Origin of the sequence: Chitinophaga sp. CC14 (assembly GCF_048957795.1) — a bacterium.
Lineage (GTDB): Bacteria > Bacteroidota > Bacteroidia > Chitinophagales > Chitinophagaceae > Chitinophaga > Chitinophaga ginsengisegetis.
On sequence record NZ_JARBFY010000001.1, the window covers coordinates 252,288 to 276,682 of the forward strand.

The 24,395-nt window shown below is 46.4% G+C and carries 22 protein-coding genes and 1 tRNA gene; 15 read left to right on the forward strand and 8 right to left on the reverse strand.

The window, feature by feature from the left end; translation table 11 throughout:
• Positions 1-14: 14 nt before the first annotated feature.
• From PV783_RS01020 to PV783_RS01035, 4 genes are read right to left on the reverse strand one after another with little or no spacing between them, the layout of a single operon-like run.
• Positions 15-3,575 (reverse strand): efflux RND transporter permease subunit, encoded by a 3,561-nt coding sequence (locus tag PV783_RS01020; protein ID WP_336388997.1) that lies wholly within the window; start codon positions 3,573-3,575, stop codon positions 15-17.
• 29 nt (positions 3,576-3,604) lie between these two features.
• A complete protein-coding gene (locus PV783_RS01025; protein WP_420986892.1) occupies positions 3,605-4,726 on the reverse strand; it encodes an efflux RND transporter periplasmic adaptor subunit in 1,122 nt (373 codons plus the stop codon).
• 36 nt (positions 4,727-4,762) lie between these two features.
• A complete protein-coding gene (locus PV783_RS01030) occupies positions 4,763-6,121 on the reverse strand; it encodes a TolC family protein (protein WP_079471085.1) in 1,359 nt (452 codons plus the stop codon).
• Between the two features lie 4 nt (positions 6,122-6,125).
• Positions 6,126-6,737: a TetR/AcrR family transcriptional regulator gene (locus tag PV783_RS01035; protein WP_111579892.1), complete on the reverse strand. Its 612-nt coding sequence runs from the start codon at positions 6,735-6,737 to the stop codon at positions 6,126-6,128.
• A 165-nt stretch (positions 6,738-6,902) separates the two neighbouring features.
• On the opposite strand from PV783_RS01035, the gene PV783_RS01040 reads away from it, so the two are divergent.
• From PV783_RS01040 to PV783_RS01090, 11 genes are all read left to right on the forward strand, one after another.
• Complete coding sequence (locus PV783_RS01040) at positions 6,903-7,511, forward strand: DUF502 domain-containing protein (RefSeq protein WP_079471087.1); 609 nt, start codon at positions 6,903-6,905, stop codon at positions 7,509-7,511.
• A gap of 156 nt (positions 7,512-7,667) precedes the next feature.
• Complete coding sequence (locus tag PV783_RS01045) at positions 7,668-8,648, forward strand: zinc dependent phospholipase C family protein (protein WP_420986893.1); 981 nt, start codon at positions 7,668-7,670, stop codon at positions 8,646-8,648.
• Positions 8,649-8,841: 193 nt separating this feature from the next.
• Positions 8,842-9,912 (forward strand): 3-phosphoserine/phosphohydroxythreonine transaminase, encoded by a 1,071-nt coding sequence (gene serC, locus PV783_RS01050; RefSeq protein ID WP_079471088.1) that lies wholly within the window; start codon positions 8,842-8,844, stop codon positions 9,910-9,912.
• 121 nt (positions 9,913-10,033) lie between these two features.
• Positions 10,034-11,278 carry a DUF1015 domain-containing protein gene (locus tag PV783_RS01055; RefSeq protein WP_420986894.1) on the forward strand — a complete coding sequence of 415 codons (1,245 nt, stop codon included), beginning with the start codon at positions 10,034-10,036 and terminating at the stop codon, positions 11,276-11,278.
• A gap of 74 nt (positions 11,279-11,352) precedes the next feature.
• A complete protein-coding gene (locus PV783_RS01060) occupies positions 11,353-12,204 on the forward strand; it encodes a CPBP family intramembrane glutamic endopeptidase (RefSeq protein ID WP_420986895.1) in 852 nt (283 codons plus the stop codon).
• Between the two features lie 95 nt (positions 12,205-12,299).
• Positions 12,300-13,373 carry a tetratricopeptide repeat protein gene (locus PV783_RS01065; protein ID WP_079471091.1) on the forward strand — a complete coding sequence of 358 codons (1,074 nt, stop codon included), beginning with the start codon at positions 12,300-12,302 and terminating at the stop codon, positions 13,371-13,373.
• A gap of 94 nt (positions 13,374-13,467) precedes the next feature.
• Positions 13,468-15,123 (forward strand): phenylacetic acid degradation protein PaaN, encoded by a 1,656-nt coding sequence (gene paaN, locus PV783_RS01070; RefSeq protein WP_420986896.1) that lies wholly within the window; start codon positions 13,468-13,470, stop codon positions 15,121-15,123.
• A 60-nt stretch (positions 15,124-15,183) separates the two neighbouring features.
• Entirely contained in the window at positions 15,184-15,849 is a 666-nt protein-coding gene (locus tag PV783_RS01075; RefSeq protein WP_420986897.1) for a YceI family protein, read from the forward strand.
• 83 nt (positions 15,850-15,932) lie between these two features.
• Entirely contained in the window at positions 15,933-16,220 is a 288-nt protein-coding gene (locus tag PV783_RS01080) for a 2TM domain-containing protein (RefSeq protein ID WP_079471094.1), read from the forward strand.
• A 29-nt stretch (positions 16,221-16,249) separates the two neighbouring features.
• Positions 16,250-18,064: an AMP-dependent synthetase/ligase gene (locus tag PV783_RS01085; RefSeq protein ID WP_079471095.1), complete on the forward strand. Its 1,815-nt coding sequence runs from the start codon at positions 16,250-16,252 to the stop codon at positions 18,062-18,064.
• A 60-nt stretch (positions 18,065-18,124) separates the two neighbouring features.
• A tRNA-Arg gene (locus PV783_RS01090) sits at positions 18,125-18,196 on the forward strand.
• A gap of 66 nt (positions 18,197-18,262) precedes the next feature.
• Here PV783_RS01090 and PV783_RS01095 read toward each other — a convergent pair.
• Entirely contained in the window at positions 18,263-19,033 is a 771-nt protein-coding gene (locus PV783_RS01095; RefSeq protein ID WP_079471096.1) for an SDR family oxidoreductase, read from the reverse strand.
• A 106-nt stretch (positions 19,034-19,139) separates the two neighbouring features.
• On the opposite strand from PV783_RS01095, the gene PV783_RS01100 reads away from it, so the two are divergent.
• Positions 19,140-19,496, forward strand: coding sequence for a winged helix-turn-helix transcriptional regulator (locus PV783_RS01100; protein WP_079471097.1), 357 nt, complete (start codon positions 19,140-19,142; stop codon positions 19,494-19,496).
• A gap of 203 nt (positions 19,497-19,699) precedes the next feature.
• Here the strand turns inward: PV783_RS01100 and PV783_RS01105 are convergent, their stop codons facing one another.
• Entirely contained in the window at positions 19,700-20,074 is a 375-nt protein-coding gene (locus tag PV783_RS01105) for a hypothetical protein (protein WP_420986898.1), read from the reverse strand.
• Between the two features lie 302 nt (positions 20,075-20,376).
• On the opposite strand from PV783_RS01105, the gene PV783_RS01110 reads away from it, so the two are divergent.
• The 3 genes from PV783_RS01110 (at position 20,377) to PV783_RS01120 (ending at position 23,648) form a co-directional block, all read left to right on the forward strand.
• Positions 20,377-21,210 carry a helix-turn-helix domain-containing protein gene (locus tag PV783_RS01110; RefSeq protein WP_235015965.1) on the forward strand — a complete coding sequence of 278 codons (834 nt, stop codon included), beginning with the start codon at positions 20,377-20,379 and terminating at the stop codon, positions 21,208-21,210.
• A gap of 40 nt (positions 21,211-21,250) precedes the next feature.
• A complete protein-coding gene (locus PV783_RS01115; RefSeq protein WP_420986899.1) occupies positions 21,251-22,795 on the forward strand; it encodes an FAD-dependent monooxygenase in 1,545 nt (514 codons plus the stop codon).
• A gap of 268 nt (positions 22,796-23,063) precedes the next feature.
• Positions 23,064-23,648, forward strand: a complete 585-nt coding sequence (locus PV783_RS01120; RefSeq protein ID WP_420986900.1) for a 2'-5' RNA ligase family protein — start codon at positions 23,064-23,066, stop codon at positions 23,646-23,648.
• Here the strand turns inward: PV783_RS01120 and PV783_RS01125 are convergent.
• Positions 23,645-24,040: a hypothetical protein gene (locus tag PV783_RS01125; RefSeq protein WP_363432925.1), complete on the reverse strand. Its 396-nt coding sequence runs from the start codon at positions 24,038-24,040 to the stop codon at positions 23,645-23,647. The genes PV783_RS01120 and PV783_RS01125 overlap by 4 nt on opposite strands.
• Positions 24,037-24,384 (reverse strand): hypothetical protein, encoded by a 348-nt coding sequence (locus tag PV783_RS01130; protein WP_079471101.1) that lies wholly within the window; start codon positions 24,382-24,384, stop codon positions 24,037-24,039. The genes PV783_RS01125 and PV783_RS01130 overlap by 4 nt, the downstream gene beginning before the upstream one ends.
• Between the last annotated feature and the right edge of the window lie 11 nt (positions 24,385-24,395).

Here is a 24,395-nt window from a genome sequence, read left to right on the forward strand (position 1 = left end):
GTATTGAAAAAAACTTAATTAACGGAGATACCATCCACTTTCTTCTTCCCCAATACCGGCTCCTCTTCAGCAACCTCCGGCTCCGGGAAGAAATCATATGGTTTTGGCGACAGGTACTTCGGATCGTGCATTTTCCTCACCTCATCCCGTTTCATGAACACCGCTTTGATGATCAGCACCAGGAAAGGCACGTACTTCAGCCACCGTGGCATGTTAAACCTATCCAGCACGTCAATGGAACGCTTGTTCATCGCGTACATCACCGGCACCAGTACCAGGGTCAGGAAGGTCGCAAAAATCAACCCGTACACCATTGTCCAGGCCAGCGGGCCCCAGAACGCCACGTTATCCCCACCAAAGAAGATATGCGGCTTAAACTCACTGAACAACGCGGCAAAGTCGATGTTAAAGCCCACTGCCAGCGGGATAAGACCCAAAATAGCAGCAATAGCCGTTAATATTACCGGCGTCATACGGGTACGACCCGCTTCCACCACCGCTTCATATACCGGCATCTTCTGCTGGATTAATAAATCCGTGAACTCTACCAGTACAATACCATTACGTACCACAATACCCGCCAGGGCCATAATACCCACACCCGTCATTACAATGGAAATATCCATTTTAAAGATGGAGAAGCCCAGGAACACGCCTATAATACTGAACAGGATCTCCATAAAGATGATCATCGGGCGGCCGATGGAGTTAAACTGGGTCACCATGATCATCAGGATCAGCCCAAATGCACCCAGCATCGCCATCATCAGGAAGTTCATGGTTTCCTGTTGGTCTTCCTGCTCACCGGTCATCTTAATAGTCACAGAATTCGGATGGGTAAAGTCCTTCAGGGATGTTTCAATATGCTGCACCACTTCATTCGCATTCGCACCGGTTAAGATGTTGGAATACAGGGTAATTACGCGTTTCTGGTCGATACGCTTAATACCCGCATAAGTATTGGAATAATGAATATCCGCTACCGCCGACAATGGCACCTGGCGTATTGCCCCGCCCATATTCATGTCGCGGTATACCAGGTTGAGGTTCATCAGGTTATTGATATTATTCCGCTGATCCTCATTTAATCTTACCATAATCTTATACTCATCCTTCGCATCACGGATCTTGGAAGCCTCAAATCCAAACAGCGCTGTACGGAGGGCGCCACCAATCTGACGGGTGGAAATACCTTCTGCATTCGCCCGCTCACGGTCAATATTCACCACGATCTCCGGTTTATTATCTTCAAAATCGCTCTTCAGTTCCTCCACACCCGCAATCTGCAGGGAATCGAGATAACGTTTAAGTCTGAACGAAGAACTGGTCAGCTCATCAAAATTATCGCCGCTGATTTCAATATTGATAGGCTTACCGGTTGGCGGACCACCCTGCTCCTGCTCTACCGTGATATTGGTACCCGGGATACCTTTTACCGCGTTACGGATTTTATCAAGATATTGTACGGTCGACTGCCCATCTCTCGCACCAAATTCCACAAAGGCTACCGTTACTTTACCTTTCTGCGGCTGCACGCTGAGATCCATCTGTGAAGGATCGCCGGCGCCTTTGGCCACATTGGAAATAATAGATTCCACTATCGGGTTCTTTTCACCCACTACCTTAGTGATACGCTTTTCTACCAGGTTGGTGATAGAATCGGTATACTTCTGATCAGTACCATTGGGTAACTCTATATAAGTATAGATGAAGTTGGGATCTGCCTGCGGGAAGAACACCACTTTCGGATTTCGTATAGCCGTTAGCATAATACTGAAGATCAGCAATCCAAACGTGGCCACCACAATCCATACCGGGCGCCATCCCAGCAAACACCACTGCAATATGCGTTTGTAACGATCCTGCACTTTGGGCCAGAATCCGTGCTGGAAGCGGCGTGCCACGCCACCTAACCAGAAACGTTCCAGTACAATCACCAGGTAAAGGAATACCACAAAGTTGCCCACACCCATGCTGCCATTGGCATAACCCACCAGGGCCAGGAAGGCAAACACGGCGGAGAGGATCGTGAATTTCTTATCAAACTTAGGCTTGGGATGATTTTCCCCTTCGTGCCTGTCCATGAAATCCACCGCAAACACCGGGTTAATGATATAGGCCACCACCAGGGATGCACCCAGTGTAGTGATCAGTGTAACCGGCAGATAGAACATGAACTTACCGATCACACCAGGCCAGAACAGTAGTGGCACAAACGGCGCCAATACCGTAAGGGTACCGGAAAATACCGGCAGGAACACTTCTCCCGCAGCTATCTTTGCTGCCTTCACAATGCCCAGGTCCTTTCGCTGGTTATAAATACGGTGTACGTTTTCTATCACCACAATGGCATCATCCACCACAATACCTAATGCCAGCAGGAAGGAGAACAGCACCATCATGTTTAGCGTAAACCCGTACATCGGCATCAGTAAAAATGCAATGAACATGGAAATAGGTACGGATAATGCCACGAAGATCGCGTTCACCGCTCCCATGAAAAACATGAGGATCACTGTTACCAGCAGGAAGCCGATAATGATGGTATTGATCAGGTCATGCAGGGTTACACGGGTAGATTTAGATTGATCTGCCGTGATGGTTACTTCCAGGTTTTTAGGGAAGTAATTTTCCTTCATGTCTTTTGTAATCGCCTGGATTTTATCGGATGCGTCGATCAGGTTTTTACCACTCTGTTTAATAACGTTGAGGGTGATTACATTTTTACCGCCGAGGCGTGCATAGCTTTCCTGTTCCAGGAAACCATCTACCACGTTGGCTATATCTTTCAGGTATACTGTGGCACCGGACTGGCCGCGTACAATGATGTTGCCTATTCTTGCCGGGTCTTTATATTCTCCCTTTACACTCAGGGTACGTTTCTGACCATCCATCGCAACAAGACCACCGGAGATGGTGATGTTTTCTCCCTGGATGGCGCCGATGATATCTTCGAAGCTGATCTGCGCCGCGTCCATTTTGTATTTGTCCACGTTGATCTGGATTTCGCGTTCCAGTTCACCTACGAGGTCTACACGGGTAATTTCATTCAGCGCTTCAATCCGGTCTTTCATGTCATCTGCATACTTTTTCAGTGTTTGCAGATCGAAGTCGCCGGAAAGGTTTACGTTCATGATAGGAATCTGCGACACATCTATCTTCACAATCTGTGGTTCCTGGGTCAGGTCCTTCGGCAGATCTTTCTTCGCATCATCTACTTTTTCACGCACCTGCTGACGGGCAGCTTCAATATCTTCATTGGCATTGAACTCGATGGTGATCGCAGAGAAATCCTGCATGGAAGTGCTCTTGATCTTCTTTACACCGGAGATGCCGTTTAATTGTTTTTCTATCGGTTTGGTTACCGTTGTTTCCATATCTTCCGGGGAAGTACCGGCGTTGATGGTATTGATATAGAACTGCGGGAACACTACCTCGGGGAACTGTTCCTTCGGCAGGTTAATATAGGAAAGTATACCTGCCAATGCAATGATAATGGTGGCTACGTATACGCTCACCTTATTATCAATGGACCAGCTGGTAGGCTTAAATTCTTTATGGAGATTGTCTTGCATACACTTGGTTTTAGCTGTTTGAATCAGCTTTATAATTTAATCAGGTCGTTATCGTTCAACCCCTGAAAACCGGTGGTGATAATTTTATCACCTGTTGTCAAACCACTCTTTATTTCAGCCTTATCGTTGTATGTGCGGCCCATATCTATTGTTTTGCGTTGTGCCACCATTTTACCGTTGGCATTCTGCGCTACCATTACATATGGTTTTCCGGAGGTGTACTGGATCACGCTTACCGGGATCACTACCGCGTTTTTAGCGGTATAATCTACGATCCTGATGCGGGCAATCATGTTAGGACGCAGGCCTGCGTCGGGTTTCAGCGGCACTTCAACTTTGATGGTGCGGCTCAGCGGATCAATAGTCCTGGAAGCAAAACCAATAGTACTGCGTATTTCACGGTTAATATCCGGGAAAGACAAGATCACTGCATCACCTGATTTCAGCAAACCGGCGTAAGCTTCTGCTACGTTGGCAGTTACTTTCAGGTTGTTGGCGTTTACCACGCGGAAGGCAGGTGCGCCCGGTGCTGCATTGTCGCCTACTTTAGCAATTACCGCATCTACGGTACCGCTGATAGGTGCAATGATGCGGGTTTGCGATTGCTGATCCTGCAGGGTAGCCATCTTCCTTTCCAGGCTTTCCTTTTGGTTTTTGGCGTTGAGATACTGTACTTCAGAACCTATTTTCTGTGACCACAGGTTTTTCTGTTTTTCAAACAGGGTGTTAGCCAGATCCATCTGGGTGCGGAGTTCGGCCATGTTGGCTCTCAGCACCTGGTCGTCTACCTGGGCCAGTGTTTGTCCCTGTTTTACTGCCTGTCCTTCTCTTACAAAAATGTTGGTAATTACTCCCGGTACGCGGGCGGAAACGTTTACGTTTTCACGGGCGTCCACACTTCCCTGTACATCTATATAATGTTCAAATATGGTATCCGTGATAGCGGTTACGGTTACATCTTTCATTTTCTGCGCCGTGGTATCTTTCACACCCACTTCTTTTTCCAGCGCGGCTATTTTTTTGTCGATGTCTTCGTTATATTTTACTTTCTCCTGTTTCAGCTTCTCCAGCTGTTCAGCTTTATTTCCACCACCGCAGGCTGCGAGCACCAGGGTAATAAAAGGGATCAGGAAAGAATATTTTTTGATCATATAGTTAGTAGTGAATGGTGATTGAAATAATGAAGCTTATAGTTTGCCGTACGATTTCAGCAGATCTACTTTGGCTACAATAGCGTTAAACAATGCAGTGAAATAATTATTCTGTGCAGTGAGCAGATCGTTTTCAGCGGTGGTCATTTCCAGGCTGGAACCTACGCCCTCCCTGTATTTGATCTGGGTGGTGTTATACACGTCCTGCGCCAGCTCCATGTTTTTCTCCTGTGCTTCCAGCGTGAGTACGTTGTTGCGGAAAGTGGAGTACGATTGTTCCCTTTCCAGGTCGATGCCCAGCTTTGCGTTTTCAATGGCCACTTCACTTTTCTTTACTGCCAGCCATGCCTGGTCTACCTGGCGTTTGCGCTGCATCCCACTGAAAATAGGAACAGAGAGGTTCAGTCCTGTGTTTACATAACCGTACCACATCTGGTTCTGGAAGTAATCAAGCTTTTCGCTACCCCGGAGTGCGCCGGTAGAACCGAACAGCTGCAGGGAGGGTAAACCTTTCAGCTTATATCTTTTCAGATCATATTCATTTGCTTTCTTTTGCGTTTGCAGCAACTGGTATTCTATCCGCTGTGAGTAGTCGAATTTATCCATGTCCAGCACATCTGCAGCAATCCTTTCTGTAGAAAGTGTATCCGTTAACGTTATAGCCTGTTTCAGTGGCATGCCCATCTGGTATTTCAGCGAAGCGGTACCAATTTCAATCAGGTTACGGAGTTTGGTTTGTTCTGTTTGCAGGTTGGTGTATTGCACCACCAGGCGGTCTACATCCAGTTTTTCCGCGAGGCCGTTTTTATAGATCTCTTTGGTTTCATTGAGGATCTTTTCCAGGGAACTGATGTTTTCGGAAAGGATGGTCAAAGCCTTGTTGGCCGACAGTACATTGTAATAGGCCTTGTACACGGTGGATTTTACATCTATTTCCGCTTTTGTCACGCCTTGTGATACGAGTTCTTCCAGTGTTTTACGGGCCTGTAAAGCTACGAGTACGCTGGGATCGAAGAGCGTTTGTGTAAGTCTCACTTCACCGACCATATTATGGGTCAGCTGGAAGGAAACTACGCTAAAGGAATCTTTGGGTCCGCCAAAGTTCGCTGTACTAAACATCTGTTTCTGGAGAATCGGGTTGTACTGGTAAGAACCGGTACCAGCGATGTTGGGCAATGCCAAACCGCTCACCTCCTTGTTCTTGGCCAGCTGGATGAGTTCGTCCAGTTTAGCGGTTTTAACGGTGCTCTGATTAGCCAGTGCGTAGTCTACCGCTTCTTTGGCAGACAAACGGATGGGTTCAGGCGAAACCTGCTGCTGGGCGCCGGCGATGGTGGCCAGCGACAACAGCCACACCCCAAAAGCCATACTGGTGAGCCTTTTGATTGATAGCATAGTGTTATTTATTTTGCGATAGTTGTTTATATTCTTCAATAAGCTGGTATCCTTTTACGGAAGCCACCCCATATAAAAAATTCTCCAGCAACACTTTCTGCACTTTGTTCATATCATTGGCGCCAGGGAACACTTCCGGTTGAAAACAGATCATACAAGCGTATATCCTGTATTGGGTCAGTATTTTAATGTCGATGTCGGGCCGGTATACTTTTTCACTGATGCCTCTTTCCATATTTTCACGGATCATGGTGGCCAGGGTATTGTTCCGGTAGTCGAGGAACAGCTGGTAGGCTTTGGAGTGAAATTTCTGCAGGTCCAGGAGAATGACAGGGTTCATATTGCGCAGGCGGCGATCCAGCATGTCCATCACCAGGAATAACTCATCAATGGCGTCTTTCGATTTTTTCCGGTCTTCAATACAGTCTTCGGTAACGATATTTATGAACCGGCCGATGGTTTGGCAAACCATATCGTCCTTATCGGTGAAGTGGGCGTAAAGCGTTTTCTTCGAGATCCCCATTCTCTCAGCGATGTCATCCATCGTAATAGAGCGGGTACCAAACTGACGAAAAAGGCCAAAAGCCGTGTCCATAATACGTTCCTGTACTTCCATAAATTTACAGCATTAACCCTGTTGTTATGCAGGACAAAACTATGGAAACTTTCCAAACTTCCAAAGTTTCCAGTATTATTTTTTTAAATGTGGCAACATTCAATTAACCGCCCTTACTTCCTCCTTTAAGCTTTATTGTCTAATTTGCAGCCCTAATCACAAACCATGTCGCCAAAGCTTAGATTAAAAGTATTTGCATCAAGATTGCTGCGTTACTTCTTTCAGGGATTGCTCATTCTGGCGCCCATTGGTATTACTGCGCTTACCTTGTACTGGGCCTTTATTACTATTGATAATATTATTCCGAAAGAGCTGATTCCGGAAGGCGCCTCTTTCAGTTTTCTGAAGTACAAAGGAGTAGGATTTGCACTGGTACTGCTGCTGATCATCGTGGTAGGTTATCTCAGCTCCTCCTTTATCATCGGGCGGATCTTTGATTTGTTCGACCACCTGCTGGAGCGTACGCCTTTTATCAAATACATCTATACTTCTATCAAAGATGTTTTTGATGCGTTTGTAGGGGAGAAGAAAAAATTTGACCATCCGGTGCTGGTGCAGATATACGGAGTGGATGTTTGGGAGATGGGGTTCATTACGCAGACGGATGTCAGCAACCTGGGCCTCGAGGGATATATGGCAGTATATGTACCGCACGCCTATGCCATTACCGGTAAGGTGTTTATGGTGCCGAAAGAGCGGGTTAAACCACTCACCAACGTTTCTGCCGGAGAAGCGATGAAGTTTGCCGTAAGCGGTGGCGTTACACATATCTGATCCGGGGATGCGTCGTAGATGAAGCGTAGATACCTCGTAGTTGAAGCGTGCTTAAATTATCTATTTGTATAACAATGCTGATATTTTATTATCCCTGGAGATAAAATATCAGCATACTTTTTTTCGCTATATTCGTCTTCCCAAAAATATAGTGACATGTTAACCCACACCTGGCTACGGATTCCCGTATTATTTACTGTAATCATATTTTCCTGTACAGATGTTTGTGCATGGGGATTTTTTGCGCATCAACGAATCAACCGGCTGGCTGTATTTTGCCTGCCGCCGGAAATGATGATCCTCTACAAGCCGCAACTGGAGTACATCACGGCGCATGCCACCGATCCGGATAAGCGCCGCTACGCAGTTGCCGCAGAAGGCGCGCGGCACTACATTGATATCGACCTGTTCGACAAGCCGCCCTACGCGCAGATTCCCCGCAACTGGACCGATGCGGTGGCTAAATATTCCGCCGACTCCCTCAACCGCAACGGTATTCTGCCCTGGCATCTTGAAAAGATGATGGCCATGCTCACCGCCGCATTCCGGGAAAAGGACCAGCAGCGCATCCTCCGGCTCTCCGCTGAACTGGGGCATTACATTGCAGATGCACACGTGCCCCTTCATGTTTGCTCCAATCATAACGGCCAGTTTACCGGCCAGCAAGGCATTCATGGCCTGTGGGAATCCCGCATCCCGGAATTACTGGCAGATAAAACGTTCGATTACTGGGCCGGAAAAGCCGTGTATATATCCGAACCCCGTAAATATATCTGGGACATTATCAGGGTAAGCGGAATGGCCGCAGATACAGTACTGGCTTACGAAAAGCGGCTTAGTGAAAAGTTTCCGCCGGGCAGGCGTTACGGATATGAAAACCGGAATGGGGTATTAATCCGTACTTACGCAGAAGACTATACGAAAGCATACGCGCTTTCGATGGGCGACATGGTTGAACGAAGGATGAAAAATGCAATAGCCGCCGTGGCTGCAGCCTGGTATACCGCCTGGGTAAATGCGGGACAGCCCTCTTTGCAGGAGCTGAACCACACCGTCCTTACCCCGGAGGAGGTACAGGAGATGGAGCTGCTGCAGCGTCAATGGCTGGAGGGTAAGCTGCCGGTGAGGGAGGAATGAGCCGGTTAAAATATTTATGCTAATACTTAATAATTAGAAAAGAAATTTTATCTTTGCCCGTACCATCTTTTAGCCTGTCCTACACCACGCGCCTTACTGGTTTTAAAACACCCGTGCCGTTTTTTTTCCGTTTCCTTAGAAAAACCAAAACAAAGTGGAAAGATCAAAAAATGAATTTAATCTGAATCGCAACATGAAGGTGCATAATTTTAACGCAGGTCCTTCTGTATTACCCAACGAGGTATTGTACAAGGCCAGTAAAGCTCTGATTGACTTTGAAGGGTCAGGGATGTCTATACTGGAAATTGGCCACAGAACGCAACCGTTTATAGCGGTGATGGACGAGGCGCGCAACCTGGTGAGGGAACTGATGCAGCTTGATGACGACTTTGAAGTACTCTTTTTACATGGCGGAGCCACCACGCAGTTTATGCAGGTGCCAATGAACCTGTTGGAAAGCAGCGAATCTGCCGCATATGTGGATACCGGAGTATGGTCCAACAAGGCCATCAAAGAAGCAAAATTGTTTGGCTTCGCCGACGTTGTGGCGAGCTCCAAAGAAAGCAACTACAATCACATTCCCAAACAGTTCACCATCCCCCCAAAGGCAAGTTATCTGCACATTACCACTAACAATACCATCTATGGTACACAGTGGCAAATGACACCTGTTACCGACGTACCCCTGGTAGCAGATATGAGCAGTGACATCATGAGCCGCAGCATGGACTTTAACAAGTACTCGCTGATCTATGCCGGTGTACAGAAAAACATGGGCGCCGCAGGCGCTACAATGGTAGCTGTACGCAAAAGCATACTGGGCAAGGTAACGCGCAAAATACCAGCCATACTGGATTACAGGAACCACATAGAAAATGGTTCTATGCTGAACACCCCTCCCGTATTCGCTGTGTACATTTCCATGCTCACACTCCGCTGGCTCAAAGAGCAGGGAGGTATCCCGGCCATTGAAAAAATCAATGATAAAAAAGCAGCACTCCTCTACGATGAAATCGATCACAACCCGCTGTTCCGCGGCACTGTAGTGAAAGAAGACCGTAGTAAAATGAATGCCTGCTTCATCATGGATAAACCGGAAATGGAAGAAGAATTCCTGAAATTCTGCAAGAAAGAAGATATCGTTGGTATCAAAGGACACCGTCTCTCCGGCGGATTCCGCGTATCTATGTATAACGCATTGCCATATGAAAGCGTTGAAGTAATGGTGGAAGCCATGAAATACTTCTCCCTGAAAAAGGCATAAGAAAATATCCTTATTGTATTACGGAGTTGCAGACAGATCCCCTGACTGCAACTCCGTAATTCGTTAGCGGTAATCCGTAATTTTTTTATTATTACATTTACCACTCACACATATCTACATCATGGCTATTATCAGACCCTTTAACGGATTAAGGCCTACAGAAGATCTGGCAGCAAAAGTAGCTGCAAGGCCGTACGACGTACTCAGCTCGGAAGAAGCCAAAGCAGCGGCATCCGGTAACCCCTACTCATATTATCATGTTTCAAAATCCGAAATAGATCTGCCCGAAGGAACAGATACACACAGTCAGCCGGTATATGATAAAGCAGCGGAAAACCTGCACCGCATGGTTCAGGAAGGTACCCTTTTCCTGGAACCACAAGCGGCCTATTATATCTATAAACTGGTGATGAACGGCCGTGCACAAACCGGACTGGTATGCGTTTCCGCCATATCAGACTATAACAACGGCATCATCAAAAAACACGAGTTTACCCGACCCGATAAAGAACTGGACCGCATTAATCATATTAAAACCACCAAAGCGCAAACCGGCAACGTATTCCTCGCCTACAACGATGTACCGGAAGTAAACGCCCTGGTAGACCACTGGCAGGAACACAACAAACCAGTGTATGATTTCACCGCCGAAGATGGCATCCAACACACCATATGGGTGATCAATACTCCCGCTGCCATCCAGGACATCACTACCCTGTTCGCCGAAAAAGTGCCCTGCACCTATATCGCCGACGGCCATCACCGCGCCGCCTCCGCCAGCCTCGTACAGGCCGCATTTGAAAAAGAAGGGAAGATCACTTCGGTGGATAACCCCGTTAACTATTTCCTCACCACCATTTTCCCGGCCAGCCAGCTGGCCATCCTGGATTATAACCGCGTGGTGAAAGATCTTAACGGCCTGAGTAAGGAAGCACTCCTCTCCCGCCTGGACTACGATTTTACCGTGGAAGAAATCGGGCACCTGCCGCAACAGCCCTCCATGCTGCATGAATTCAGCATGTACCTCGATGGCAGGTGGTATCGCCTGGTAGCCAAAGAAGGGACCTACACCACCGATCCCATCGGCATCCTGGATGTAACCATCCTTTCCAATAACATACTGGACAAACTGCTGGGCATCAAAGACCAGCGCACCGATAAACGCATCGACTTCGTAGGCGGTATCCGCGGATTGAACGAACTGGTGAAACGCGTAGATAGCGGCGAAATGAAAGTAGCATTCGCCCTTTTCCCGGTAACCATTCAGCAATTGTTTGACATTGCCGACAGCGGAAATGTAATGCCACCAAAAAGCACCTGGTTTGAGCCTAAGCTACGCGATGGACTGATTACGCATATTATTTAAATATACTATACGCTTCCCCGGTGATTTATCCGCCGGGGAAGCTTTTTATTTCATCACCCCCTTATACCCAACCCATGAAAACAACTGACAACACCCACTCTATCTTTGATGATGATCCCTTACTCGCAGAAAAGAAAAAGTTTTATCCCACACTGGGGCACGCATGGCTGATACCCGTTTATAGTCTGGTAGTGTTCATCACTTTTTATATTGCCGCCACGCTTGCCTACCCGGGCATTATAAACGACAAGTTGCTGAGCAGCCTGATCACAATACCCATCTATTGCAGCCTGCTACTGGTGATGCTGATTTACAGCTACAACAGGAAAAAGAAAATAGAACCTGATTATATACTCCCCTTCAGAAAGCCTTCTGTGGCCGTATTGCTGACAGGTCCCTTCCTGATGTTTTCTCTCTATTTATTTGCATTTGGCGTCCAGGAATGGATTCATCTGAGCGCATTGCAGGAATGGGACTCCGTTTTTTTACTGATCCGGGAAAAACCGGTATTCTATTGCTTTATTTATTTCCTCATTGATCCATTTATCCAGGAAAGCCTGATGAGAGGAGTGATCCTGGATAGTTTCCTTAAAAACTATTCCCCGGTAAAAGCCCTTTTAAATGTAGCTGCTATCAGCTTTGCCTTCAGCCTGTCTCCTTACACATTGCTATATACCACCTCTTTTTCCCTGATGCTGTCGTGGATATATCTGAAAACAGGCAACCTCGGTAATACCTTTTATATGCAGGTATTATGCGGTCTTATACCCGCCCTGCTGGTATTTATCCTGCAGGATCAATTTAATACATATGTACAACAGGCATTACGTTCGCCTGTTTGGGTGGGCGCCGCCGGTATTATTGCCATCCTCTGCATTATTGTTCTGCAAACAAGTCTCCCGTCAACAAATAAAGCAATAAAGTAATATAAGAAACATATCCCTTCTATCTCCCGTCTCATAGATTGATCTGTGGGACATTACCCCATTTTCCTTACTTTTACAGCAAACGACAGACAGGGATGAACATACGGTCTTCTTTATTGAAAGCACTTTTTGTTGCGGGAGTTTTATTTTCACAGGTTGCAGTTGCACAGGATGCCAAAGAGCTGTATAATACAGCCACAGGCTTTATTCGTGGAGGAGATTATTCCAATGCCATACTGGTACTGAACCAGGCGTTACAACTGGAACCGGATAATTTTGAATTAAAGAAACAACTTGGTTTTACTTATTACCTGAAAGGAGACCTTGTAAAAGCAAAAAGCATCATTGAGCCACTACTTGGCAGCAAAGAAGCAGACGTACAGGTATTCCAGATTGCAGGAAATATTTATGTGGGAAGGGAAGAGTGGAAAACGGCACAACGCATGTTTGAGCGCGCCATCAAAAAGTTTCCCAACAGCGGCGAGTTGTACAACGATAACGGCACACTGCTGATGAACTTCAAAATGTATGACGGCGCCCTCCGGAGCTGGATCAAAGGTATTGAGCAGGATCCCGGGTTTCCCGGCAACTATTACAATGCCACCAAAACATACGACTTCAGCAATAATCCGCTGTGGTGCATACTCTACGGCGAAACCTTCATGAATATGGAAAGTTTCACCACCCGCACAGCAGAAATCAGGAATATTGTATTGGAATCTTATAAAAAATTATTCAACGACCCTTCGCTGTTTGAAAGCGCCATCCCAGAGGATAAGAAGGGCAAAAAAGGCAGCAACGCATTTGTAGAAGCATATAAAGCCTGTATGGGCAAACAAATCAGTGTAGTAACGGGTGGTATAGATCCTGATGTGTTAATTATGGTACGTACCCGCTTTTTACTGGACTGGTACAACTTTTACGGTATGAAATATCCGTACGCCCTTTTCGACTATCAGCGCAGCCTGCTACGGGAAGGAATGTTTGAATCGTATAACCAATGGCTGTTTGGCCCGTCAGCCAACCAGGCCAGCTACAAAGCGTGGGTAGGATTACATAAAACCGACTATGATGCTTTCCTGAAATTTCAGCGCAGCAATCCATTAAAGCCGAAACCTGATGAATATTACAACGATGGAAGGTTTACGCTGATCAATTCCGGGTATTAGTATTTAGATATTTTTTGATTTACCGGTTTAGTCAATTAGTTGCTGTAGCAACTGAATGACTAAATCCGTAAATTGTAAATCTCAAAATCTGAATATGCTCGTTAACAAACACCAAAACATTATCGACAATGCTGTAAAGGCGAACCACGAACGAACCTTCTATTCGCAATACCCGGAGCATCCCAAAGCTTACGGTGAAGAAGCCCATGCCAAAGGCGTACAGAGCTATCAGCAATTACTGGGGAAACCTTTCAAACAATTACTGCAAACCGGCGAAACCGGCTGGAGCGGAGAAGAAGTATCCCCTTACACCCGCGAGGTGCTGGGCGTTACCTATCCCGTTTTTGCTATAGGCGACCTGCTGAAGAAGGCCACTGAAGCCGGCAAAAGCTGGGCAAAAGTACCGGTAGCCGAAAGAGCCGGTATCCTCACCGAAACGCTGGAAAGGATAAAGGACTACTTTTTTGATATTGCCAACGCCACCATGCACACTACCGGCCAGAGCTTTATGATGAGCTTCCAGGCTTCCGGTCCGCATGCGAACGACCGCGCACTCGAAGCAGTAGCCACCGGCTATCACGAACTGCAGCGATACCCGCCCACATTGACCTGGGAAAAACCAATGGGTAAAACCAGTATCAAACTCTACAAAACTTTTAAACCAATACCCAAGGGGCCGGGTGTAGTAATTGGCTGCTCTACCTTCCCGGTGTGGAACACACTTCCAGGCGTTTATGCCGACCTGATCACCGGCAATCCCGTGATTGTGAAACCGCACCCGAAAGCAGTGCTGCCTATAGCCATTGCCGTGAGCGCCATCCAGCAATCACTACAGGATAACGGCTATGATCCGAACCTTTGCCAGCTTGCAGCAGACAGCTCCGATCATCTTATTGCAAAAGAGCTGTGCGGACACCCCGACGTGAAACTGATCGATTATACCGGCGGCAGCGCCTTCGGTAATTATGTGGAATCACTTCCGGGCAAAACAGTATTTACTGAAAAAGCCGGCGTTAACTCGGTGATCCTCGACAGCGTAACCGACCTCGATGCCGTAATTCAGAACCTTGCCTTTTCTGTTAGCTTATATTCCGGGCAGATGTGTACTGCGCCGCAAAACTTTTTCATCCCCGAACAAGGCATCAAAACCGCCAATGGCCAGGTGCCTTTCAATGAAGTGGTGCAAAAGTTCAAAGAAGCAGTAGTGGGCCTGGTAAACCATCCGAAGATGGGCGCAGGTACATTGGGCGCCATACAAAACGACAGCACCCTTACCCGCGCACAGGAAGCACGCCACCTCGGAGGAAAAGTGATCCTGGAAGGCACCCCGGTAGTGAATGAAGAATTCTCCAATGCAAGGGTATGCGCTCCCACTATTTTGGAAGTAACCAGCGCCGATACTGCCATCTATGAGAAAGAACTTTTCGGACCGGTAATCCTGATCATCAAAACCAGGGACACTGCACATAGTATACAACTGGCCAAACAAATGGCATCGAAATACGGCGCCATTACCTGCGGGGCTTATACCACAGATCCATCTGCCAAAGAAAAAATAGCAGAAGAAATGAACAGCGTTTTCACACCGGTATCTTTTAATCTTACCGGGTTTATCTGGGTAAACCAGCACGCTGCATTTTCCGATTTCCATGTTACGGGCGGTAATCCGGCAGGTAATGCCAGCTTTACCAACCAGGAATTTATTGTGAAAAGGTTTGTGTGGGTAGGCAACCGGGAGCTGGCGGAATAGAGCAATTTCCTGACAAGCGCCCGTTTAAAAGGGCGCTTGTTTCAAAGCATATAAGTATTTATGAAGAGCATCTTATGTATAATATTCGTTGTTACCTGTGGCATCATGGCATGCGAGCAGGCGCCTAAAGCAGATAAGGCCCGGATCACCGATGCACAAACCGTGCAGGCCGGCACCGGCAATGCTTATCTTCCTGATACCGCCGTAAGCGTGGTACGATGGGTGGGTACAAAGCCCACCGGTAAACACCACGGCAGCCTGAAACTGGCCGGTGGCGCATTGTATCTAAAAGACAGTCTCATTACCGGAGGCCAGTTCATCATCAATATGAGTTCCCTCCAGGATATCGACCTGGCAGGCGATTCCGCTATGAAACGCAAGCTGGAAACTGAACTGAAGGGAGAAATGTTTTTTGATGTAAAAAAATATCCCACCGCTACATTTGAAATAACCGAAGTAACTGCCTTTCATCCCACTGATGGCGATGAACTCACCCTCAGGAATGCTACCCATATTATCAAAGGGAACCTGACCCTTAAATCCGTTACCAAAAACATCTCCTTCCCTGCCAGGGTAATATTCAAAGACAACAGCATAAGCGCAATAGCCAATTTTAACATCGACCGCACCGAATGGGGCATCAGCTACCGCGCAGATAAATCATTACAGGACAAACTCATCAATTCACAGGTAAATATCTCTTTCGATATAAAGGCCAGCCGTTAGGCCCTCTTTTTTCGTTTTTTCTGCGTGAAGCCAATAAAATATTTTAAATTTAGTACAACCACTAGTACCTAAAACTGACTTCCATGGAAACAAATCAAGAAAGAGATAACCGACTTTGGCGCATCGCAAAAGCCAGGGCAGGATTTAAGTCCCACCTGATCATCTATCTCGTGATTAACCTGGGACTATGGGCAGTATGGTTTCTGACAGACAGTGATAAAACAAGCGGCACTCCCTGGCCCGTATGGCCTGCACTGGGATGGGGCATCGCACTGGCTTTCCAGTATTTCAACGCATACCACAAAGATCCTTTCGGTGACGCGTTAGGGGAATATGAAAAGCTAAAAGAACAGGAACACACGCGTATCTGATATTTGAGCCAAAACAAAATTACAGCAGCATGGACCAACCGCAACGACTATTTGATGTGATTTCTTACCAATTAGCCAACTTTCCTAAAGAGGATATGCTGGCCGGAAAAGAAAACGGGCAATGGAAAAAGTATAGTACAAAAGAAGTAGCGGACCTTACCCTCAGATTCAGCTCCGGCCTGCTCAAACTGGGCATCAGACCGGGAATTAAAAAAAATGAGGAGAAAGATAAAATAGCCATCATTTCACCCAACAGACCGGAATGGATCATCACCGACCTGGCATGTCAGCAGCTGGGCGCCGTGCTCACACCCATTTACCCCACCATCAGCGAAACAGAACTCGCCTATGTACTGAATGACGCGGAAGCGCGCATTCTTTTTGTGAGCGACAAAGACCTGCTGGAAAAAGTAAATGCCATGAGGGATAAATTCCCCTCCATCCGTGAAATATTCACCTTCAATAAAGTAGAAGGCGCCCGCCACTGGACAGAAATCCCCGCGCTCGCCGACACTACCGATTTTGACCAGATCAATGAAATAAAGAAGAACATTTCCCCGGAAGAACTGGTAACCATCATCTATACTTCCGGTACTACCGGTACACCCAAAGGCGTAATGCTCAGTCATCACAATGTTATAAGCAATGTACTGGCCTGCCAGCCTTACCTCCCCGTTAATAAAGAAGCAAAGGCCCTTAGCTTTCTGCCGCTGAATCATATATTTGAAAGAATGGTGACCTACCTGTATCTCCGCGCCGGCGTACCGGTTTATTACGCGGAGAGCATGGAAACCATTGGCGATAACCTGAAAGAGGTAAAGCCCACCATCTTTACTACCGTTCCCCGCCTGCTGGAAAAAGTCTACGAAAAGATCATGACTACCGGTCTTGAACTCAAAGGCATAAAAAGAGCCCTGTTCTTTTGGGCTGTAGACATCGGCAAACGGTATGAAATCAATAAAGACCAGGGCGCCTGGTATAACCTCCAGCTCAAACTGGCCAATAAGCTGGTGTTCAGCAAATGGCGTGCAGCCCTGGGTGGCAACATCCAGTGTATTGTAAATGGCGCTGCTGCCTGCCAGGTACGTTTACTGAAGATATTCACCGCCGGTGGCATTCCCATCCTGGAAGGGTATGGCCTTACGGAAACGTCTCCGGTGATCAGTGTAAACCGCTTCAATGAGGAAGACCGTATGTTTGGCACCGTAGGACCTGTTATTAACGGTGTGGAAGTAAAACTCGCGGAAGATGGTGAAATCCTCTGTAAAGGCCCCAATGTAACTATTGGCTACTATAAACGCCCGGATCTCACGGCCGATGCCATCAAAGATGGTTGGTTCCATACCGGGGATATCGGCGTAATGATCGATAACAAATTCCTGAAAATAACCGACCGGAAAAAGGAACTCTTTAAAACCTCCGGCGGCAAATTCGTGGCGCCGCAACCCATCGAAAACAAGTTTAAGGAGTCGCCTTACATTGAACAAATCATGATTGTGGGAGAAGACCGCAAATTCACGGCTGCGCTGATTGTTCCCTCCTTCAGTAACCTCCGCAACTGGGCACAGAAACGCGGCATTACCGCCACCTCCAACGAAGAATTGGTGAAAAACCCGGATGTACAGGACCTGTACAAACAGGCAGTAGACAAATACAACCAGTTTTTCAGCCATATTGAGCAGGTGAAAAAATACATCCTCCTCCCCCACGAATGGACGGTAGACAATGGTGAACTCACCCCTACCCTCAAGGCAAAACGGAAGGTAATCCTGGAGAAATTCAAGAAGGAAATCGACAGTATTTACGCCCCCGCCGGTGGAAAAGTAGATATAGAAAGTCTTTAAATATTAAATTAAAACCCTTACTTTTGCCACCCGATCCCAGAATTGGGGTTAAAAAGTGCTGGCCTCATAGTTCAATGGATAGAATAGAAGTTTCCTAAACTTTAGATACAGGTTCGATCCCTGTTGAGGCTACAAAAAAGGAAAAGTGATTAATCACTTTTCCTTTTTTATTTTGAGGCAATCCGTTACTAAGTAAGCTTATTTCACTGAGAAGGCATTAGCCATACCACCATCCGCTAAGATATCGGCGCCTACAATGAATGTTGAATCGTCGGAGGCTAAGAATACAGCCGTTTTCCCAATCTCAGCCGGCGTCCCTTGCCTGCCAAGCGGCGTAAGATTTATCCAGACTTGCTTCACCTGGTCCACGAACTCCTGTGGTACCATCTTTCCAAAAACCGGCGTATCAATTGAGCCAGGTGAAATGGAATTCACCCTTATTCTCCTCGACAATAAATCGAGCGATAAGCCTCTGGCCAATGAAATAACAGCTGCTTTTGCGGCGGCATAGATTGTTGCTCCGGGTGCAGCCCGGTGTGCGGCGTTCGACGCGATCAGTATAATGGATGCGCCGTCATTTAAATAAGGAAGCGATTTTTTCACGGTGAAATAGGCGCTTTTTAAATTCAGCTCCATGTAGCGGTCGTAACCTTCTTCCGTTACATCGGTTATGGTCATCAGGGGAATCCCGTCCACAACGCCACCTGCATTCACTACCAATGCGTCTATCTTCCCAAACTTATCAGCTGTAGTCCTATACAGGTTCTCCAGGTCATCAAGATTGGTTACATCTCCTTTTACACCTATAAAATTACCCCCCAGGGTTTCAACAGCCTTGTTTAACGTAGTTTCATTCCTTCCGGCGATTGCACCAACTGCGCCTTCGTTTTTAAATGCTTCCGCAATACCAAACCCTATACCGCTATTGCCGCCTGTAATCACGGCAACCTTGTTTTTCAGTCTACTCATTATTTCCATTTTTAAATGATTGAGCGACAAAGCTAGACTATCAAAGTTATTTTTAGTAACTTTGTACCTAAAAGTAACAGTAACACAGGTGTAACAAAGTAACATTATGGGGTGTAAAATAGAAGAGTTCCAACAGGAACAAAAGAAAAGGATAAAAGCCGTTCAGGATTCAATGGACGTGCTTAATGGGAAGTGGAAGATTGCTATTATCTCATCTATTTGCTGTTACGGCCAAAGGCGGTTTTCAGACATTTTGAATGATATTACCGGAATTTCCAACAGAATGTTGAGTAAAGAATTAAAGGAATTAGAAATAAACCAGTTGGTAAAACGAACCATTTTGGATACACAACCCATAACGGTTCAATATGAACTTACAGAACATGGCAATACACTACAAACAATAATCACTAATCTTACAGATTGGGGAATTGTACACCGAAAGAAAATTGTCGGGAAGTAGTAACAGTCCTTTTTTGCCTGGATGTTCTTCACATTACCTCTGCTGCACCAGGTGCCACAAATCAGGTCATTTTTGATACGCCACATTTCCGCTTTCAATTACCTGGCAATGCCTGGGGAAGCGTAGGCTTCGAATAAGAAATATCATTGGGGGAATAAGCCGGCGTGCATCTTATTATGTTTTTTATATCTTCCTGTACCCATCTATTTAAGGCTAATAAATTTAAACTTCGAATTCTTCCTGACAAATTCAATGTTCCTTTCCTCCAGAGAAACTGCAACTGCTGTTTCCTTTACCAATTTACCGTTATAATAAATCTTCATAATTCCTTTATCTGAATCAAGCTCAACATTGAAACCAATCTTTGCTTCAACGGGTACATAGCCGTAAAATTCCGCGTACCCCTGACTCAATCTATATGGGAACATGACAGATTGCACGGTATCTGCAAATTCACTTTTATTTGTTGTCAAAACCGAAATTCCAATTATCCCATAAGCATGATTTCCAGATACATTCAGAGAGATAATTTTCCCGGAGAATTTCACGTGATTCAATACACGGGTATTAGCCTTCATATATTGGTCTGATAAGCAGCTCCAACAACAAACGCTAATAAGAAGCATCATGGATAGTAAAATCCATACCCCACATTTTGTCATAAATTTTAATCTAAAAGTTTGTTCGCATTCGTATAACCAGCATTTTGTAAATGCAAAAGTGGAAGGATGTGTGCCATATCTCTTCGTTGGTAACAAAAGTAATAGATTAGCTAACTAACCAACACTTATTTATTTTGCTCCCATTTATTATTCCCCATACCCCCAAAAACAAAAGAATCCTGCAAATCATTAATTTTGGAAGATTTAAGTTCCCACATATGCTATCTTCCAAAATGCAGCACCAGGAATTTGAACCTCCTGAAGAATTACGGGATACCATTAAGTGCTTTTGGCACAACAAAATAGACTTTGGAGAACTACCACCGGATTTTGAGGTAGTACCTGATGGCTATGCTGAAATTATTTTTTATTTCGGGAACCTGTTTAGCAGTTCTTACAAGGAAGGCCAGGAGCCATTGCCCTCACCGTTTATGATGGGGCTGCTCAATCAGCCTGTTCATTTTTTTTCGAAAAACCGTTTAGAGATTATTGCTGTCAGGTGTTTTCCCTGGACGGTGTTTGACTTGCTCGGACTGCCATCCGGGAAAGGCGGCATGCGCACATTTGATCATCCTATTGCCCAGCTTCAATCCACGCTGAATAAGTATGTTGAAGCCGGTAAAATAGAGGAAGCGCTGACCCGGTTAAAACAGTACTTCCTGCAAGCACGGTCGCAGGTTGCTACTGGCAGCATGCTATTCAAAGCGGGAGCTGCTATGACGGCTGCAAACGGCACTATGCCGGTAAGCCAGGTAGCGGCAGCGGCGCATGCAACGGTTCGTACACTGGAAAGGAATTTCAAGCAATCGTCCGGTTATACTGTTAAAGACGTGTCTGGTCTGATGCGCTTTGAGCAGGTACGAAACCGGTTATGGCACTATCCGGATTCCAATATCGCAGGCCTGGCTCATGAGCTGGGCTATACAGATCAATCCCACCTAAGCAGGGAATTTAAACGCTACAGCGGCACTACACCAGCGGCATTCGCGCGGAAAGCAAAGAAAGGGAAGCAGGCTGTAAGCAACGATTTTGTCGCGTTTGTACAAGCCTAGTGCAAAAGCATTTCAGAATTTTGTGCTTCAATCATACTAAATGAAAGCAACATCTGAAAGCAATACATCTGCACAAAATCATACTATTTACGATGTAATCATTTCCGGGGCCGGCCCGGTAGGACTTTTCCTCGCCTGTGAACTGGCCTTAGCCCAATGTTCAGTTTTGATACTGGAAAAAGAAGAAGATCCACACTCTCCATTGAAGCAACTTCCATTCGGGATACGGGGACTTTCAGCGCCTACTATTGAAGCGCTTTACCGCCGTGGATTGCTCGATGAACTGGAGATACATAAGCGTCTTAAAAATCCCCACTCAAACGCTGTACAAGGGCCACGCCGGCAGGGAGGGCACTTCGCCGGCATTCCGTTTCTTGACGGCAATATTGATGTCTCACAATGGAAATATCGCCTGCCAGGTTCCACTGATACCAATCTGATTTCTGAAATAGCGGAGCTTGAAACGGTGCTGGCCCGCCGCGCAGCATCCCTGGGAGTAAGCATCAAACGCGGACTTGCCATTACGGGCTTTCATCAAACCACCGACGGGGTAACAGTGCTGGCAGGTGACCAATCTTTTCAAAGTAAATGGCTCGTAGGCTGCGATGGCAGTCGTAGTGCTGTTCGCAAGGCCGGCGGTTTTGAATTCGCCGGTACGGAGCCGGAATTTACCGGCTATTCCACGCAGGTGGACATTGCCGACCCGGAAAAGCTCAACCCGGGCCGGAATGTAACACCAAGAGGCATGTACATGCAATCGCAGCCGGGTTACTTATTAATGCAGGATTTTGATGGCGGGGCATTTCATCATTCAAAGAAGCCAATCACGCTGGAATATGTGCAGGAGGTGCTACGCCGCATCTCAAACACCAACGTGACCATCAGCGCCCTTCATATTGCAACCACCTGGACTGACCGGGCACGGCAGGCCACCACGTACCGCAACGGACGGGTACTTTTAGCCGGCGACGCCGCGCATATTCACTCGCCATTAGGTGGCCAGGGACTCAACCTGGGGCTGGGCGATGCCATGAACCTGGGCTGGAAGCTGGCCGCAACCATTCAACACAAAGCGCCGGAAGGCTTATTGGACAGTTATTATACCGAACGGCACCCAATTGGTGGCCAGGTACTGGATTGGTCACGCGCACAGGTGGCCATCATGAAACCAGACCCCGGCGCGCATGCGCTGCATGCAATTATCCGCGACCTCATCAATACGCGCGATGGCGCTACCTATATCGCAGGAAGAGTGTGGGGCATTGCCACGCATTACAACCTGGATGGCCACCACCCTCTTGCAGGCTACAGCCTTCCCAACTTTGAACTGGAAGACGGAACAAGGATTGGTGAACTCATGCACGACGGCAAAGGGATGCTGCTTGACTTCGCCGGGAATTCTTCACTTAAAGCTTTGGCGGATGAATACGGCGACCAAATCAGGTATGTAGCAGGCCGGGCTAAAGAACAATTGGGCCTGAGCGCTGTACTGGTACGCCCCGATGGGGTTATCGCCTGGGCTTCTGATAACGGGCCGGATTACAACGAACTTCAAAAGGCCGCCGGTCGCTGGTTTTGTTTGTAATTCAGGAGGCAGGCATTAGAAAAAGCTGAATAATGGGACTATTACTTCCCGGATACATCTCCGATACTTAGGACCTGCGTATGTCATGGATCATCTATGCACTATCCATACAGTCACCATACTGTTCCCATACTGTCCGCATGGACTCCTCATGCACTCCTCATGCACTATTGATGCACTATCCATGCACTATCTATGCAGTACCAATACTGCTGCGCCTGCTATCTTCCTCACCAAACCAACCCCGCACCTGCTTTGTTATTAAGTTATGCCACGCCGCCATCATCCTGACCAGTTGACCTTATTTCCGCTGGATACCATTCCTACCACAATGGTATCCTACGCGGTTGTTATTTCACCACCCCGTAACATAGTGGATCATGTCAAAATCATGGAGAACAAGGTGTATGATTTCATCCCGGAGGCAAAACACGAACAATATCTGAAAGCACATATCTCCCTGTTAAAATTAACATCACAAGAGGATGACACGTGGATCATTCAACTGGTTAAAAATGCAGTAGCTGCTTTACAGCCCTTTGAAGTGCGGTTGAATGGCTACGATATTTTTCAGCACGGATATACTTCCGATTCACTGGTATTACAGATCAGTAACCCTCAACCAATAATTGAGCTTCATAAATTACTGTTTAAAGCGCTTAAACGGAAAACACCAAGGATAACACCACACATGACCATTGTGAAAGAAGTACCACACCATAAGCTTCGCAAAATTGATCTCTCCCCATTCAATTATTATGATTCCTTCCTATGCACCCAAATTACTATTCTAAAGAAAATACCTGGCGCTAAACAGTATGATAAACTCTTTGAAGTATTATTATCTGTTTAATAACTCGCCTGCCCGATATCCAGCCGGTTAATCTTACCGTTTTTATCGATATGAAACTTAAAATAGGTTTTAAAATCGCCCCATTGATCGCTGTGAAACCGGCCATATACATCCAGTCCGTTGTTCTCTACTTTATCGATACTGGTAAAACGTTCGTGACCAACGGCCTTCTGCCAGAAAGATTTGAAATCCATTTTATTTCCATCATCAAACATTTCTGCTTTATCGGTAAATAAAGCAAACCATGCTTTGCTGTCGTTTGTTTGCAGGGCATTGATGGCCTGCTTCACGGTTGCGTGAGTGAGTTTATCTGTGTTCATGGTACGATTGTTTTGCTGTGCAAAGAGTATCACCGGCAGGAAGCCGATAATTGCCAATAACAATGCTTTCATTTTGCGAGCGGATGTTGCAGATAAATGATAACAAGATTCAGGAGAAAGAAAGGCACTTCAATAGCAGCACCTTTCAGATCACGCCCATACAAAGAAAAACAGATGATCATCAGGATAGATGCTGCCATCAGGAAGTTACCCAACAAAAACGTTCTGGGAAACAAGATCATTAAAGCACTCAACACCGTTACCACTCCATTGATGATGATAGCTGTTTTACTAAAGTGCCACCGGCTGAACATGGTGATCATTTCCGGCTTCTGGCCAATCATAGCAAGTCCTTGTTTCAGGCCCATGAATACAGTAAAAATTATCAGAACGGCATTGAGTACTTTAATTATCATAGTGGTAGATT

Coding starts and splice junctions, on each gene's coding strand:
- paaN (WP_420986896.1), top strand. CDS start 13,468: ATGCTCGTTAACAAACACCAAAACATTATCGACAATGCTGTAAAGGCG.
- PV783_RS01095 (WP_079471096.1), bottom strand. CDS start 19,033: ATGAGTAGACTGAAAAACAAGGTTGCCGTGATTACAGGCGGCAATAGC.
- PV783_RS01035 (WP_111579892.1), bottom strand. CDS start 6,737: ATGGAAGTACAGGAACGTATTATGGACACGGCTTTTGGCCTTTTTCGT.
- PV783_RS01085 (WP_079471095.1), top strand. CDS start 16,250: ATGGACCAACCGCAACGACTATTTGATGTGATTTCTTACCAATTAGCC.
- PV783_RS01030 (WP_079471085.1), bottom strand. CDS start 6,121: ATGCTATCAATCAAAAGGCTCACCAGTATGGCTTTTGGGGTGTGGCTG.
- PV783_RS01045 (WP_420986893.1), top strand. CDS start 7,668: ATGTTAACCCACACCTGGCTACGGATTCCCGTATTATTTACTGTAATC.
- serC (WP_079471088.1), top strand. CDS start 8,842: ATGAAGGTGCATAATTTTAACGCAGGTCCTTCTGTATTACCCAACGAG.
- PV783_RS01130 (WP_079471101.1), bottom strand. CDS start 24,384: ATGATAATTAAAGTACTCAATGCCGTTCTGATAATTTTTACTGTATTC.
- PV783_RS01110 (WP_235015965.1), top strand. CDS start 20,377: ATGCTATCTTCCAAAATGCAGCACCAGGAATTTGAACCTCCTGAAGAA.
- PV783_RS01020 (WP_336388997.1), bottom strand. CDS start 3,575: ATGCAAGACAATCTCCATAAAGAATTTAAGCCTACCAGCTGGTCCATT.
- PV783_RS01105 (WP_420986898.1), bottom strand. CDS start 20,074: ATGAAGGCTAATACCCGTGTATTGAATCACGTGAAATTCTCCGGGAAA.
- PV783_RS01100 (WP_079471097.1), top strand. CDS start 19,140: ATGGGGTGTAAAATAGAAGAGTTCCAACAGGAACAAAAGAAAAGGATA.
- PV783_RS01065 (WP_079471091.1), top strand. CDS start 12,300: ATGAACATACGGTCTTCTTTATTGAAAGCACTTTTTGTTGCGGGAGTT.
- PV783_RS01055 (WP_420986894.1), top strand. CDS start 10,034: ATGGCTATTATCAGACCCTTTAACGGATTAAGGCCTACAGAAGATCTG.
- PV783_RS01115 (WP_420986899.1), top strand. CDS start 21,251: ATGAAAGCAACATCTGAAAGCAATACATCTGCACAAAATCATACTATT.
- PV783_RS01080 (WP_079471094.1), top strand. CDS start 15,933: ATGGAAACAAATCAAGAAAGAGATAACCGACTTTGGCGCATCGCAAAA.
- PV783_RS01060 (WP_420986895.1), top strand. CDS start 11,353: ATGAAAACAACTGACAACACCCACTCTATCTTTGATGATGATCCCTTA.
- PV783_RS01120 (WP_420986900.1), top strand. CDS start 23,064: ATGCCACGCCGCCATCATCCTGACCAGTTGACCTTATTTCCGCTGGAT.
- PV783_RS01075 (WP_420986897.1), top strand. CDS start 15,184: ATGAAGAGCATCTTATGTATAATATTCGTTGTTACCTGTGGCATCATG.
- PV783_RS01025 (WP_420986892.1), bottom strand. CDS start 4,726: ATGATCAAAAAATATTCTTTCCTGATCCCTTTTATTACCCTGGTGCTC.
- PV783_RS01125 (WP_363432925.1), bottom strand. CDS start 24,040: ATGAAAGCATTGTTATTGGCAATTATCGGCTTCCTGCCGGTGATACTC.
- PV783_RS01040 (WP_079471087.1), top strand. CDS start 6,903: ATGTCGCCAAAGCTTAGATTAAAAGTATTTGCATCAAGATTGCTGCGT.